Annotated in this window: 11 protein-coding genes; 5 read left to right on the top strand and 6 right to left on the bottom strand. The window is 69.0% G+C overall.

All coding sequences use genetic code 11. The features are described 5' to 3' along the window. Window positions 1-60: 60 nt before the first annotated feature. The 3 genes from tilS to dacB are packed head-to-tail and all read right to left on the bottom strand — an operon-like array spanning window position 61 to window position 3,448. Window positions 61-1,023: a tRNA lysidine(34) synthetase TilS gene (gene tilS / locus ABIA65_RS06500; RefSeq protein ID WP_241402811.1), complete on the bottom strand. Its 963-nt coding sequence runs from the start codon at window positions 1,021-1,023 to the stop codon at window positions 61-63. Next, window positions 1,002-2,063 carry an Rv3626c family coenzyme F420 biosynthesis-associated protein gene (locus ABIA65_RS06495; RefSeq protein ID WP_354522985.1) on the bottom strand — a complete coding sequence of 354 codons (1,062 nt, stop codon included), beginning with the start codon at window positions 2,061-2,063 and terminating at the stop codon, window positions 1,002-1,004. Before ABIA65_RS06495 ends, tilS begins: the two co-directional genes overlap by 22 nt. Further along, window positions 2,060-3,448: a D-alanyl-D-alanine carboxypeptidase/D-alanyl-D-alanine endopeptidase gene (gene dacB / locus ABIA65_RS06490; RefSeq protein WP_354522984.1), complete on the bottom strand. Its 1,389-nt coding sequence runs from the start codon at window positions 3,446-3,448 to the stop codon at window positions 2,060-2,062. Before dacB ends, ABIA65_RS06495 begins: the two co-directional genes overlap by 4 nt. Before the next feature lie 132 nt (window positions 3,449-3,580). On the opposite strand from dacB, the gene ABIA65_RS06485 reads away from it, so the two are divergent. Together ABIA65_RS06485 and ABIA65_RS06480 are read left to right on the top strand one after the other, a co-directional pair. Then, on the top strand, window positions 3,581-4,069 hold the full coding sequence (locus ABIA65_RS06485; protein WP_241402808.1) for an inorganic diphosphatase: 489 nt from the start codon (window positions 3,581-3,583) through the stop codon (window positions 4,067-4,069). Between the two features lie 92 nt (window positions 4,070-4,161). Next, window positions 4,162-4,677 carry a 2-oxo-4-hydroxy-4-carboxy-5-ureidoimidazoline decarboxylase gene (locus ABIA65_RS06480; protein WP_241402807.1) on the top strand — a complete coding sequence of 172 codons (516 nt, stop codon included), beginning with the start codon at window positions 4,162-4,164 and terminating at the stop codon, window positions 4,675-4,677. 28 nt (window positions 4,678-4,705) lie between these two features. Here the strand turns inward: ABIA65_RS06480 and ABIA65_RS06475 are convergent, their stop codons facing one another. The 3 genes from ABIA65_RS06475 to ABIA65_RS06465 all read right to left on the bottom strand — a co-directional run bounded on the left by ABIA65_RS06475 (window position 4,706) and on the right by ABIA65_RS06465 (window position 8,002). Further along, the gene (locus tag ABIA65_RS06475) at window positions 4,706-6,010 is read right to left on the bottom strand and encodes an acyltransferase family protein (RefSeq protein ID WP_354522983.1); all 1,305 of its coding nucleotides are present in this window, start codon (window positions 6,008-6,010) and stop codon (window positions 4,706-4,708) included. 364 nt (window positions 6,011-6,374) lie between these two features. Next, complete coding sequence (lhgD, locus tag ABIA65_RS06470; protein ID WP_354522982.1) at window positions 6,375-7,562, bottom strand: L-2-hydroxyglutarate dehydrogenase; 1,188 nt, start codon at window positions 7,560-7,562, stop codon at window positions 6,375-6,377. A 53-nt stretch (window positions 7,563-7,615) separates the two neighbouring features. Further along, window positions 7,616-8,002 (bottom strand): hypothetical protein, encoded by a 387-nt coding sequence (locus tag ABIA65_RS06465; RefSeq protein ID WP_241402804.1) that lies wholly within the window; start codon window positions 8,000-8,002, stop codon window positions 7,616-7,618. Between the two features lie 176 nt (window positions 8,003-8,178). Here ABIA65_RS06465 and ABIA65_RS06460 point away from each other — a divergent pair, with 176 nt between their 5' ends. From ABIA65_RS06460 to ABIA65_RS06450, 3 genes are read left to right on the top strand one after another with little or no spacing between them, the layout of a single operon-like run. Next, window positions 8,179-12,120, top strand: a complete 3,942-nt coding sequence (locus ABIA65_RS06460; protein ID WP_354522981.1) for a Pls/PosA family non-ribosomal peptide synthetase — start codon at window positions 8,179-8,181, stop codon at window positions 12,118-12,120. After that, on the top strand, window positions 12,117-13,448 hold the full coding sequence (locus tag ABIA65_RS06455) for a M1 family metallopeptidase (RefSeq protein WP_241402802.1): 1,332 nt from the start codon (window positions 12,117-12,119) through the stop codon (window positions 13,446-13,448). Before ABIA65_RS06460 ends, ABIA65_RS06455 begins: the two co-directional genes overlap by 4 nt. Further along, the gene (locus ABIA65_RS06450) at window positions 13,415-14,716 is read left to right on the top strand and encodes a hypothetical protein (protein WP_371747077.1); all 1,302 of its coding nucleotides are present in this window, start codon (window positions 13,415-13,417) and stop codon (window positions 14,714-14,716) included. The genes ABIA65_RS06455 and ABIA65_RS06450 overlap by 34 nt, the downstream gene beginning before the upstream one ends.

The following is a 14,716-nucleotide window of genomic DNA, read 5'->3' as shown; positions in this document are numbered from 1 at the left end:
GGCACCAGCGTGCCACGTCGGGACGCCTGCGACCAATACGACCGACCAAGCGCTTTCCGCTCACACGGGTTCGCGGGTCAGCTCGAGCCTTCCGTCGCGCCGCACGGCGACGAGTCGCTCGCGGTGCAGCGGTGATCCGACAGCGACGCCGCCTTGTCCCCGCCACCCGGTGACCAGGACGTCGATACCGCGAATCTGCTTGTCTGTCAGGCCCGTCGCGCCGCCGGTCAGCAGCCAGCCACGGATCACCCGGCGCCGGACCGACGCGGGCAGCCCGATCAGGTCGGTGATCGCCAGGCCTGCCCCTGGCGTGCACCCGGCCAGCACGTCATGCGCGAGGGCGTCGAGAGTCTCGGTGTCCTCCCGCAGGGCGGCAGCGGTGCGGGCCAGCGATTCGGCGACACCTCCACCGAGCACGTCCTCGAGCAGTGGCAGCACCTCGGTGCGCAGCCGCACCCGGGTGAACCGCCGGTCGGTGTTGTGCGGGTCGTGCCACGGCGACAGCCCCAGTTCCGCACAGGCCGCCTCGGTGACGGTCCGACGCGTCCCAAGCAGGGGTCGGCCCCACGGCGGATCCAGTGCGCGCATCCCCGCGATGGACCGCGGACCCGACCCGCGGCCCAGACCAAGCAGCACCGTCTCGGCCTGATCGTCGAGCGTGTGCCCGAGCAGCACGGACAATCCCGCGCGCGCCGCATCCAGCGCGGCGTAGCGGGCGCTGCGCGCGGCGGCCTCGGGACCACCCGCCGAGCCGACGCTGACCGGCAGCACGCGGGCCTCCACACAGCCCAATGCGAGCGCCTGCTCACGCGCTGTGGCGGCGACCCCGGCCGAGCCGTCCTGCAGTCCGTGGTCGACGATCAGCGCCGTGGTGGGACGCAGCCGGGCCGCGACGGCGGTCAGGGCGAGCGAGTCCGCGCCGCCGGACAGCGCGACGCACCATCGGTTCTCCTCAGGCGGGTTCGCGCGGATGAAGTCCTCCACCGCGCGACGCAGCGCAGCTACAGGACCCGTTCGATCCATCGCTGCGGCTCGTCGACTTCGCTTGGCAGTGGCAGGGTCTCGGGTGACGTCCACACGGTGTTGAACCTGGCCATACCCACCTTGTCCACCACGTCGTCGACGAAGGCCTTGCCCCGGGTGTACTGACTCATCTTGGCGTCCACACCGAGAAGCGCCCGGATCACGCGCTGCAGCGGGGGTTGTCGGCGTTGCCTGCGCTCGTTGAACCTGCGCCGGATGGTGGCCACCGACGGCACCACGGCGGGGCCGACGGCGTCCATCACGTGGTCGGCGTGGCCCTCCAGAAGGGTGCCCAACACCAGCAGTTTGTCGAGCGCCTCGCGTTGCGGTTCGGACTGGACGGCCCGCAGCAGTCCGACGATGCCCTCGGAATTCGGTTGGGTGGCTTCGCCGTTCGAGTTCCTGCGATCGCGCACGAACTCATTGAGCCGGCCGATCATCGCACCGAGGTCCTGACCGTCCTCGTCGGTGAGCACCCCGAGCGTGCTCGACATGTACCCGGCCAGCCACGGATTGGCCCGGAACTGCACCCGGTGGGTCACCTCGTGCAGGCACACCCAGAGCCGGAAGTCCGCGGGTGACACCCGCATCAGGCGCTCGACGGCAATGACGTTGGGGTACACCAGGAGTAGCTCACCGCCATTTGCCGTGAACGGGTCGTACTGGCCGAGGATGCCCGACGAGATGAATGCCAGAACGGCGCCTGTCTGGGCGCCCGTGATGCGGCGCGTCAGCAGGCCGCTCGACTTGCCTTCGCCATTGTCCCCACCTGTCATGACGCGCATGGATTCGGTGGCGGCGCACACCCATTCACGACGGTCAATGACGCGCGCCTCGGCGATCTCGGAGCCCTCGTTGAGCCCGGTGACCTCACGCACCGGCAGCTCTGCCCGCCGTGCGGAGTCGGCCAGTTCGTCGATGACCTGCCTGCGCGTGTAGTCGGTGGTCGCCGGCGCGGGCCGGACCAGCTTGCCTCCGACCGTGGCGGCGAAATTCCAGTCGACGGTGCGGCCGACCGTCGGGCCTGCGGCGGAAGTCATGCGCTGCACCCGCAGGACCGCAGTGCGGCGGCCACCGCGTCGATCGACGTGCGTCCGGTGGGACCGGCCTCGTTCGAGATCAGGGAGAACGTCAGGACCCTGCCGCTCGCATCGGTGACGATGCCCGCCAACGCGTTGGTACCCGTCAGCGAACCGGTCTTGGCGCGCAGGAAACCCGCGGCGTCACGGCCAGGGGCGGTGTCCAGGAACCGGTTGGACAGCGTGCCGCTACCACCGGCGATGGGCAGCAGATCGACGAGTGGACGCAATCGGTGTTCCTCGTCGCCGGTGGCAGCGACGACGACCTCATCCAGCGTCTGCGCAGTCAACCTGTCGTCGATCGACAGCCCGCTGGAGTCGAACAGCACCGCCCCGGTGGTGTCGATCCCGGCGTCACCGATCTCGTCGAGCACCGCGTGGGCGGCTCCGTCGAAGCTCTGCGGCCGGCCCAGTGCCGCGGCGACCTCGCGGCCAATGCTCTCGGCCATCACGTTGTCCGAGGCGTTCATCATGTCGCGCAGCCGTTCCATGAGCGGCGGCGAGGAAACCGAGGCGATCTCGTCCCCCTCAACCACCGTCGAGGGCACGACACCGACCTTCGCCGGGTTGACGCCCAGCGCCACGGCCAGTGCCCGTCCGGCGTCCAGGCCAGGCGTGTTCGACCGTCGCGACTCGACGCTCACCGGCTGGGTGCGACCACCGTCAAGCATCACCGACTCGATTGGGGCGATATCGCCGTTCTGGATGTCCAACGGATCCCAGCCGGGCGCCATGGTGGGGCCGCTGTAGGCGCTCAGGTCCACCATCACTGATCTGACGGCGGTACCGGACGCGCGCACCTGATCGGCGAGGTCGGCGATCCGGGCCGCGTTGCGGTACCAGGTCTGCGTCTTGGGGCCTGCCGCCGACAGTGTCGGATCACCACCGCCCTTGAGGATCACCACGCCCGGCGAGTCGACGTCGGTGTGCACCGTGGTTCTCAGCGTGGCGTCGCGATCGAGCGCGAGCAGCGCGGCCGCTGCGGTGAGTGTCTTGTTGGTCGAGGCCGGCTGCATCGGGATCGACGCACCCTGGGTCCACAGCTCGGTCCCGGTGACGGCGTCGGTGACGCGGCCGGTGAACCGTCCGAGATTCGGATCGGCGACAACCGGGGCCAGCCTGGCCGCGAGCAGGGTGGGTTTCGGCTCGGGGGCGGTGTGCGCGAGCCCGAAGACAGCGGGCTCCGCGACGGCCGGATCCGGCTGCCGGTCGACGGCCTGCGCCGCGTCGGATGCGGGACCGCCTGTGGTGAGCATGGCGCCCACCGCCACCACCGCGGTGACGAGCAGCAGCACCGCGACACCCACGAGTACGTGGGTGGACCGACGCCACCGAGTGGGCCGCATGACTCTCCTGGGATGCGATTGCGAGACCCGGGCTGCCGAGCAACCCGTATTGGCCAGGGTATCGCTCGTCTATGGTGGACCCGCGCCGTCACCCGACGAGCCACAGACTTTAGAGACGAAGGAGCCGCGACGGTGGAGTTCGAGGTTGTCGTCGAGATCCAAAAGGGCTCGCGCAATAAGTACGAGGTGGATCACGAAACCGGCAAGCTGAAGCTGGACCGCTACCTCTACACGGCCTTCGGCTACCCGGCCGACTACGGCTTCATCGAGGACACCCTCGGCGAGGACGGGGACCCGCTGGACGCGCTGGTGCTGCTGCCTGAGCCGCTGTTCCCGGGGGCGGCGCTGGATGCCCGTCCGGTCGCGATGTTCCGGATGACCGACGAGAAGGGCGGCGACGACAAGGTGTTGTGCGTCCCCGCAGGCGATCCGCGCTGGGACCACGTCCAGGACGTCGGCGACGTCAACGAGTTCGAACTCGAGGCCATCAAGCACTTCTTCGTGCACTACAAGGATCTCGAGCCGGGCAAGTACGTCAAGGCCGCCGACTGGGTCGGACGCGAAGAGGCCGAGGCCGAGGTGAAGGCCTCCATCGAGCGGTTCAAGAACAGCGGTCACTGAGATCCGCGGCCCCGATCCGGGGCTGATTTAGCACCGTCGTTACACGGGGTAACCCAGGTGTTCTCTGCGCCTTCGATCATGGAGTTGTGTTCATGTATCAGGGGGTTGGCCTCGATGCGTTCAACGCGTGGCCTGAGCGCAGGGCTGCCTACGCGTTGTACGAGTGCGCCAACTGCCTGAGACTGTCGCGCGACCTTGCGCGTGGGCGGCCCTACCCCGACCACGCCACGTTGTTTCGGCAGGCCGATGCGCTGCTGTTCGCCATGCCCGAGGCCGCGATCGATCAGATCCTGGAGGCGTGCCCCGACGTCGGTCGCCGGCCCCGCAGCCCCCGCAGCCGCGCCGAGCAGTGTTCGGTGTGGGATGACGACACCGCCGTGATGGCGGCCCTGTCATCGGCGGCCGGGGCCTACGCGCAGCGGTTCGGGTTCGGATTCGTGATGTTCGTCAACGGGCTGTGCGCCGCAGACGTGACCGCATCGGTGATCGACCGCATGCACAACGACCTCGAGACCGAACGCAAGGTGGTCCGCAACGAACTCGCGAAGGTCAACCGGAGTCGGCTGGAGCGAATGCTGGGACCCGAAGGCGGATACCACAATTGGTGAGTGCCGCGCACGCGAGGAGCAGATCAGGCTACGGCGCGCTGGGCGCAGGTTCGGCGGGTACCGGCTTCGCGTCCTGCCCTAGCGCGAGCCTCCTGGTTCGACGGCTCTTGATCCACCTCATGACGGGCTTCTCGACGGCGTAGTAGGTCACCGAGGCGACCGCGATGGTGACGGCCAGCAGCAGCACGACGTTGCGCCACATGCCCGCTGCGGTGTCACCCGCCATCAGATTCAAGCGGTCCAGCATGAGCATGACCGGGAAGTGCCACAGGTAGGCCGACAGCGAGATCTCGCCGACGTAGCGGATGGGGCGGCTGTCCAGCCACACCGCCAGCCTGGTCCGCTCACCACGCGCCAGCGGTGCCACGATCACCAGGATCATCAGTGCGGCGACCACGGCAACGCCTGCGGTGACGAACTGGTTGGCCACCACGAGCAGCACCGCGGACACCGCGAATGTCGGCAGGATCGCCACCGCGCTGATCGTCCGCACCCGAGCGCTCCACCGCTCGATGAGCGCACCGCGTTCGATCGCCACGAACACCACGGCGGCGAACATCCCGAGGGCGAAGTTGTCCGCATTGGTCAAGAAGCTCTTGGTGAAGACCGCGGCCCAGTTCGGACCCCAGTTGAGCAACATGAAGTCCGTCGTCCCGGCGTGGGCGAACACGACGGGGATCAGCGACCGGCCGACCAGCCCCACGATGAGCAGCAGGGCAGGTGCCAGTGCCGCCAGCACGAAGGGGTTGAGGTTGATCCGCTTGCGCAGCGCGAACAGGATCATGCCGAGCAGCGGCAGGGACGCGTAGAACGCGTACTCCAGCGTCAGCGACCACGCGGGGTTGATGCCGGTCTGGATGTAGGCGGGAAAGTAGGTCTGGGTCAGGGTGAGGTTGGCGAGCAGCATTCCGGGGTCGGTGATCATTCCGGTGCCGTCATCGGTGCCGAGCGGCTGCAGCGCGGGATTCTGGACGTACGCGACCTGCAGTACGTAGTTGACGATCAGGAAGATCACCAGATAGCAGGGCATGATCCGGGCGATCCGGTGCAGCGCGTAGTCACGCACGCCCGGCATCTTCGCGGCGGCGCGATCCACGACGAGATTCCGCACGTACGGCAGGAACAGCAAAAAGCCACTGAGGACGAAGAAGTACACCAGGGAGAACCCCAGCAGGCTCGTCATCCACGTCTCCGCGGTCTTGGGTGTGTAGTGCGTGGTTACGTGGGTGATGGCGATCGACAGGCAGAGCAGACCGCGCACGCCGTCGAGCCCGATGATCCGAGCCCGCAACTTCGCGCCACCCGACGCGGGGGGCGTCTCGGTTGAACCCACAACGATCCCTTTCGTCCAATACACGCCGAGCCGGGGATTCGCACCCGAGGCTTGGAAGCGTCGCCGCATTCCGTACCTATAGTTTGCTGTTTCGAGGACAGTTCGAGTCGGAACGCCTCTCGATCTTGGTCTTATCGAATTTTGCCAGCAGGAGAACGCTAGCTGAAAAGCTCGACCGACGCAGCATCCGAGGGCCATTCCCTGCCGAGCGAGCCGCACCGCCAGGTGGCGCCAACGACGACGACCCCGGGTTCTGGCTATGGATATCGCCGGCATCGACGCCTGCCGAACACCAAGAATGATTGCGATCTCCAGCAGCAGCTAACTGCATCGACTGGAATTGATCCGTCCGTTTCGGCCTCGGCTACGCGGCCAGCGCGGCAATGTGGCGCCCGATGGGCAACGCCGCGGTGGCCGCTGGCGACGGCGAGTTCAGCACATGGATCATCCGGTCGGTCCGCTCGATGACGAAGTCGTGCAGCAACGTCCCGTCGCGGCCGACGGCCTGGGCGCGGATACCCGCGGGATGGGCCAGCAGGTCGGCCTTGGTCAGCTCAGGCGCGTACCTGCGGCACTCCGTCAGGTATCTGCCCTTGAACACCGAGTTGCCGATCTCCCTGCAACCCAGGGCGATGTTCGCCGCCGCGACGCGCCACACCCCGGGGAAGGTGGCCATCGACGCGACGTCGCGCAGGTTCACCGAGAACTTCGGGTAGCCCTCCCGCGCGAGACCGAGCACCGCGCTGGGCCCGACGGTGATATCGCCGGAGATCGTTGGGCTCAGGTGCACGCCGAGGAACGGCAGCGCCGGGTCGGGCACCGGGTAGATCAGCCGCTGCACGAACCCGGACCGGCCAGGCGGCAGCCGGAAGTACTCGCCGCGGAATGGCACGATCTGGACGTCGACCCGCAGGCCCGCCATCCGGGCCAGGCGGTCGGCCTGAAGGCCCGCACACACCACCAGACGCTCACAGGCAACGGTGCCCGACGTCGTGCCGACCGTGACGCCTGCGGCGCCCTCCTCGATCGCGACGACGCGTTCACCGGTGCGCAGTTCCCCGCCCGAGTCCAGGATCAGGCCGGCCAGCGTCGTACACACCCTGCGGTAGTCGACTATGCCGGTGCGGGGCAGGTACAACGCGGCCAGACCGGTGACGTTGGGTTCCATCTCGGTCAGTTCCGCGCCGCTGACCCGGCGGCACTCGATGCCGTTGATCACTGCGCGCTCGGCCAGGGCGTCGCATCGCGCGACCTCGCCTGCGTCGGTGGCCACGATGAGCTTGCCGCACTCGTCGAACTCGATGGCGTGCTCGGCGCAGAACTCCTTGGTGGCCTGCTCCCCCGCCTTGCACAACGTCGCCTTGAGGCTGCCCGGTTCGTAGTAGATGCCGGAGTGGATGACGCCGCTGTTGTGCCCGGTCTGGTGCCGGCCCACGTCATCCTCGGCCTCGATGACCACGACGGAGGCGCCAGGGTGCTCACTCAGCAGTCGGTGTGCTGTCGCGAGTCCGACAATGCCTGCGCCGATCACGCAGAAGCGGTAACGAGCCATCGCAGGAAACTCTAGGGCCGCCGGGGGTTCCGCGGCGGCGGTGACTCAGCCGATCAGGCGGACTTCGGCTCGCGATCGGCGAGGCGGCGCAGCACGTCCTGCCCGAGCTGGCGCAGCTCCCCGGGGCCCAGTTCGGTGGCGGGGACCAGGGTGACGCCGTCGGCGACGCCCGCCAAGCCGATGTCGGCGATAAGCCCCGCCAGCCCCGCCACGGTGCCCGCATAGTGCACCGTTTCGGAGGCCGCAGGCACCCGGAAGTCACCAGGCACCGCGACCGAGACATCGAGGATCACCGCCACGCCACCGCCGTCGGCGTGGATTCTGGCGGTACCGCGCTTGGCCCACTGCAGATCGGGGGCTGTGAGCCTCACCACGGGTTGTCCACCGGAGGTCAGCTCGCTGACGTCCTCGCCTGCCTCATCAGCCACAAAGATCCGCACCACCGCCACGCTAGGCCCTCCGCGTGGATAGGTGCGATGTTTGTGATCAGCCAGAGTCCAACGGAATCCGCATTTCCGCGGAATTCACACGCGACATCGACGGGATCGCGATATCGATGTGATCGCGCCGCCGTGCGCCGTCAGCCGAACCCCCCGAGCCTTAGTAGTTTGTACTCGTGACAGCAGACGAGGGACCTCCGGAGTTCGGCATCCCCGCCCAGTACCTGTTGTCCTCGGCGGCGACGGAGCCACGCACGCTGATCGACATCCTCTACGCCACCGCCGAGCGCCATCCGGACGCACCCGCGCTCGACGACGGTGACGTTCAGCTCACCTACGCCGAGCTGATCGCCGACGTCGAGGAGAGCGTGGAGTGGCTGGCCGCCCGGGGCATCGGGCGCGGCGACCGCATCGGCATCCGCATGCCGTCGGGCAGCTACGCGCTGTACGTGGCGATCCTGTCCACCCTCGCCGCAGGCGCGGCATACGTGCCGGTCGACGCTGACGACCCCGACGAGCGGGCCGCCCTGGTGTTCGGCGAGGCCGGCGTCGTCGGCGTCATCACCGAGGCCGGCCTCATCCGCGGTCACGGGTCGTCGCGGGGCTGGCGCGCCGCCAGGCCGCTCGGTCGCGACGACGCGTGGATCATCTTCACGTCCGGCTCGACCGGAACGCCCAAGGGCGTCGCGGTGACGCACCGCAACGCGGCGGCGTTCGTCGACGCCGAGGCCCAGATATTCCTGCAGGCCAATCCGCTAGGGCCCGGCGACCGGGTACTCGCCGGGCTGTCGGTGGCCTTCGACGCGTCATGTGAGGAGATGTGGCTGGCCTGGCGGCACGGCGCATGTCTGGTGCCTGCGCCCCGTTCGCTGGTGCGCAGCGGCATGGATCTGGGGCCGTGGCTGGTGGCGCGCGACATCACGGTGGTCTCGACGGTGCCGACGCTGGCCGCGCTGTGGCCCGCCGAGGCGCTGGAGGCGGTGCGCCTGCTGATATTCGGCGGCGAGGCATGCCCGCCGGAACTGGCGGAACGGCTCGCGGCAGGCCCCGATTCGGCGGGCCGCGAGGTGTGGAACACCTACGGCCCCACCGAGGCGACTGTCGTGGCGTGCCTGGCCAAGCTGGACGGGCGCGGTCCCGTCAGCATCGGCCTGCCGCTGCCGGGCTGGGACCTGGCCGTCGTCGACAAGGACGGCCTTACGGTGCCCGTGGGCGAGACCGGGGAGCTGGTGATCGGCGGTGTGGGGCTCGCGCGCTACCTGGACCCGGAGAAGGACGCCGAGAAGTACGCGCCGATGCCCACGCTGGGCTGGGCGCGGGCCTACCGCAGCGGTGACCTGGTCCGTCTCGAGTCCGACGGGCTCTACTTCCAGGGTCGCGCCGACGATCAGGTCAAGGTCGGCGGGCGCCGCATCGAACTCGGCGAGGTCGACTCTGCGCTGGTTAACCTGCCCGGTGTCAGCGGCGGTGCCGCGGCGGTGCGCAAGACCGCAAGCGGCACACCACTTCTGGTCGGCTACATCGCGAGCGCCGACCCGGACTTCGACGTCGCCGCGGCGCGCATTGCGCTGGCCGAGTCGCTGCCCGCCGCGCTGGTGCCGCGCCTGGTCCTGGTCGACGAACTGCCCACCCGCACGTCGGGCAAGGTCGACCGCGACGCGCTGCCGTGGCCCGTGGCGGGCGACACCGGTGCGGACGACCCCGATCTCGCGGGCACCACCGGCTGGCTCGCCGGACTGTGGCGCGATGTGCTCGCCGCACCCGTCGCGGGACCGGAGGAGGACTTCTTCGCGCTCGGCGGAGGCTCGCTGTCGGCGGCGCAGTTGGTCGCCGCGCTGCGGGCGCGCTACCCGCAGGTGACGGTCGCCGACCTGTACGACCATCCCCGGCTGGGATCGCTGGCGGGCTACCTCGACGAACTCGACCCGCCGCCCGCGGTCATCACGCGGACCGTCAAGAAGGTGTCGCGTCTGACGCAGCTGGCGCAGGTCGGGATGTCGCTGCCGCTGGCGACCCTGACCGGTATGCAGTGGGTGGTGTGGCTGGCGCTGTTCAACAACATCGCCGCGGGTCTGGGCCTGCTGTCGTGGGCCGTGCCGGTCAACTGGTGGTGGATCCTGGCGGGGTTCCTGGTCTTCGTCACGCCCCCGGGCCGGATGGGTATCGCGGTGCTGTGCGCACGCATGCTGCTCGGCGGGCTCGAACCGGGCACCTACCGACGTGGTGGATCGGTGCATCTGCGCGTCTGGCTGGCCGAGCGACTCGGCGAGGCCAGCGGGGCCGAGAACCAGGCCGGTGCGCCATGGCTCGTCTACTACGCCCGGATGTTGGGCAACAGGGTGGGCAAGGGCGTCGACCTGCACTCCGCCCCTCCCGTCACCGGCATGCTGACCCTCGGCCACCGGTGTTCGATCGAGCCGGAGGTGGACCTCACCGGGCACTGGATCGACGGCGACCACTTCCACGTCGGTCGCATCGAGATCGGCAACGACGCCACGATCGGGGCGCGAACGACCCTGCTGCCTGGCGCCGTGGTGGGCAAGAATGCCGACGTCGCACCGGGTTCCGGCGTGGTCGGCAAGGTCAAGGCGGGTCAGTTCTGGAAGGGCTCACCGGCGCTCAAGTCGGGCAAGGCCCGGCACCCGTGGCCCGACGAGCGACCGCGCCGCGCCCCGTTCTGGGTGCTCATGTACGGCCTCACCTCGGTACTGCTCGGCGGTGTGCCGCTCGTCGCGCTTGGTACCGGACTGGCCGTGTTGGGCTGGGCGATCCGCGACACCACATCGCTGACCGAAGCGATTGTCCCCGCGCTGATCTGGACACCGGCGGCCACGCTGGCCGCGGTTGTCGCGTACGCCGGGTTGACGGTGATCGGTGTCCGCGTGTTGGCGCTGGGCCTGCACGAGGGTTATCACCCGGTGCGCAGCCGCGTCGGCTGGCAGCTGTGGGCGACAGAACGGCTCATGGACGCGGCGCGCAACTATCTGTTCCCCATCTACGCCAGCCTGCTCACCCCGTGGTGGCTGCGTTTGCTTGGCGCGAAAGTCGGTCGCGGAACCGAGATCTCGACCGCGCTGCTCACCCCGAAGTTCACCGTCATCGAGGACGGCGCGTTCCTGGCCGACGACACCATGGTGGCCTCCTACGAACTCGGCGGCGGCTGGATTCACGTCGCCAAGGCGACGATCGGCAAGCGGGCGTTCCTCGGCAACTCCGGTATCACCCAACCCGGCCGACGGGTACCCGATGACGGTCTGGTCGCGGTGCTGAGCGCGGCACCACACAAGGCGAAGGCGGGCTCGTCGTGGTTGGGCAGCCCCCCGATCCGGTTGCGCCGCCAACCGGCCCCGGCCGACGCACTGCGCACATTCCATCCGTCGCCGCGGTTGAAGCTGCTGCGCTCACTGGTCGAGACGTGCCGCGTCATCCCGCTCATCGTCACGTTCGCGATCGGCGTCGCGGTGCTCGGTGCGCTGCAGTACCTGGCCGGTGAGTTCGGCTACGTGTGGGCCGCGTTGGGTGGCGGGATCATCCTGCTGGTGGCCGGCGCGATCGCCGGAACCATCGCGGTGGTGGCGAAGTGGTTGGTGATCGGCAGGATTCGCGCCATCGAGCATCCCCTGTGGTCGTCGTTCGTCTGGCGCAATGAGGTTTCGGACACCTTCGTCGAGACGGTCGCCGCACCCTGGTTCGCCCGCGCCGCCAGCGGCACGTTCGTGATGAACCTCTGGCTGCGGGCGCTCGGCGCGAAGATCGGGGCCGGGGTGTGGTGCGAGACCTACTGGCTGCCCGAGGCCGACCTGGTCGAGCTGGGCGCGGGCGCGACGGTCAACCGTGGCTGCGTCGTGCAGACGCACCTGTTCCACGACCGCATCATGCGGATGGACACCGTCACACTCGAGGCCGGTTCGACGCTCGGGCCGCACTGTGTGGCGCTACCCGCCGCGAGGATCGGCGCGGGTGCCACGGTGGGACCCGCCTCCCTGGTGATGCGCGGCGACGAGGTCCCGGCCTCGACCCGATGGCAGGGCAACCCGATCGCGCCATGGAACCCGTTGGGCAAGAAGCGCAGCGGCCGCGCGGCGAAGTCGAAGAAGTCCGGAGCCTCCGCCGCGTGACCCGGTTTAAGAAGGCGCTCAAGGCATCTCCCCCGGTGATCGACCCCTACCTGCCCGGAAACGGGAACTTTGGCTACCGGGTGTCGCGGTACGAGCTCGACATCGAGTACAAGGTCAACATCAACCGGCTGTCGGGTGCCGCCACCATCACGGCGACGACCCTGGCGTCGCTCAAGACGTTCACCCTGGACCTCGCCGACACGCTGTCGGTGTCCAAGGTGTCGGTCAACGGGCGCAGGCCCGCGTCGTTTCACACCTCACGCGGAAAGCTTCAGATCACCTTGGCCTCCGCGCTACCCGCGGGTGCCGCGATGGCCGTGGTGGTGCGCTACGGCGGAACCCCCCGGCCCATCCGAACCCTGTGGGGCGAAGTCGGATTCGAGGAGTTGTCCAGCGGGGCGCTGGTGGCGGGCCAGCCCAACGGGGCGGCATCGTGGTTCCCGTGTGATGACCACCCGAGCAGCAAGGCGAGCTACCGCATCGCGATCACCACCGAGAATCCCTACCACGCGGTGGCCAACGGCAAGCTGGTGTCGCGTCGCACCCGCGCGGCGATGACGACGTGGACCTACGAGCAGGCCGAACCCACCTCCACCTACCTCGTCACGCTGCAGATCGGCGAGTACGAGGAGCACCGGGTCACCAAGACGCCGGTGCCGATGAGCGTCGTGCTGCCGGAGCGTCTGCGCGCCAACTTCGACCATGACTTCGGGCGTCAGCCGCAGATGATGAAGCTCTTCGTCAAGCTCTTCGGCCCGTATCCCCTCTCGAGCGGCTACACCGTGGTGATCACCGACGATGACTTGGAGATTCCCCTTGAGGCACAGGGAATCTCGATATTCGGCGCCAACCACTGCGACGGTACGCGCCGCGCCGAGCGACTCGTCGCCCACGAGATGGCGCATCAGTGGTTCGGCAATTCGGTGACGGCGCGACGCTGGCGCGACATCTGGTTGCACGAGGGCTTCGCCTGCTACGCCGAGTGGTTGTGGTCGGAGGAGTCCGGTGACCGCACCGCCGACGAGCGCGCCCGGTACTACTACCAGAAGCTCGCGTCCTCACGTCAGGACCTGCTTCTGGCCGACCCCGGCCCACGCGACATGTTCGACGACCGGGTGTACAAGCGGGGCGCGGTGACGCTGCACGTGTTGCGCCGCACCATCGGTGACGAGAACTTCTTCGACCTGCTCCGGGAGTGGACCACCCGGTACCGTCACTCGACCGCCGTGACTGACGACTTCACCGGTCTGGCCGCCAATTACTCCGACGAGTCGCTGCGCCCGCTGTGGCAGGCCTGGCTGTACTCCACCGCGCTACCGGACCTGTGACCGACGGCGCGTCGCCCGTTCCCGCGCTGGGGCCGGTCACCAGGGGCAGCGTCGTCAGGGTCGGTATCGCCACGCTGATCAGCGCGGTGTGCGGGTACCTGGTGCTCTACCTCGCGGCGCGCGACCTCGAACCGGCGGGATTCTCGGTGTTCGCGGTGTTCTGGGGTGCTTTCGGGTTGCTGGCCGGGGCCGCCAACGGCCTGCTCCAGGAGTCCACCCGCGAGGTGCGCGAGGTCGCACAAGCCGGTGCGGCGCGGTACCCCACCGGTCCGCGGATCCGTCCGATTCGGGTGGCGGTGCTTGTCGGTCTGGCCTCCGCGGCGACTGTCGCCGTCACCGCGCCGCTGTGGTCAAGCCACGTCTTCGTCGAGTCCCGGTGGCTGAGCGTGGGCCTGCTGGCCGCAGGCATAGCTGGTTTCTGTGTGCACGCCACGCTGTTGGGGGTGCTGGCCGGGGTTAACCGGTGGAGCCAGTACGGGGCGCTGATCGTCGGTGACGCCATCGGCCGGGTCGCGGTGGCGATCACCACCTTCCTGGTCGGGTGGGCGCTGGTCGGTTACCTGTGGGCGACCGTCGCGGGCTCGATGGCATGGCTGATCCTGCTGCTGGCCTCCCCGGCGTCGCGCGCCGCGGCGCGGCTGCTGACGCCCGGTACCGTCGGCACCTTCCTGCGGGGGGCGACGCACTCCATCGCCGCGGCGGGCGCAAGTGCGATTCTCGTCATGGGCTTCCCGGTGCTGCTGAAGGCCACCTCAGCCGACCTCGGCGCGGCCGGTGGTGTGGTGATACTGGCGGTCACGCTGACCCGCGCACCGCTGCTGGTACCGCTGACTGCCATGCAGGGCAACCTGATCGCTTACTTCGTCGACCAGCGCGAGGCCCGGTTGCGTGCCCTGCTGATGCCGACCCTGGTGGTCATCGGTCTCGGCGCACTGGCGGTGGCGATCGCGGGTCTGGCCGGACCGTGGCTGCTGACGGCTGCGTTCGGTCCCCAGTATCAGGCCAGCGGCACGCTGCTGGCGTGGCTCACCGCGGCGGCGATAGCCATCGCGCTGCTCACCCTGACAGGTGCCGCCGCCGTCGCCGCCGCACTGCACCGCGCGTACGCCGCCGGCTGGGTCGGGGCGACGCTGGCCTCGACCCTTCTTCTGCTGCTACCCCTGGATCTCGCGACCCGCACAGTGGTGGCCCTGATGTGCGGACCGCTGGTCGGAATCGGCGTGCACCTGGTTGCGCTGCGCAAGGGCGCACCCAGCGTAAGCGTGTAA

This window comes from Mycolicibacterium sp. 624 (genome assembly GCF_040548615.1).
In the GTDB taxonomy this organism is placed as follows: domain Bacteria; phylum Actinomycetota; class Actinomycetes; order Mycobacteriales; family Mycobacteriaceae; genus Mycobacterium.
Note: the sequence above shows the minus strand (reverse complement) of the source record. Positions and strands in the feature narration are given on the sequence as shown.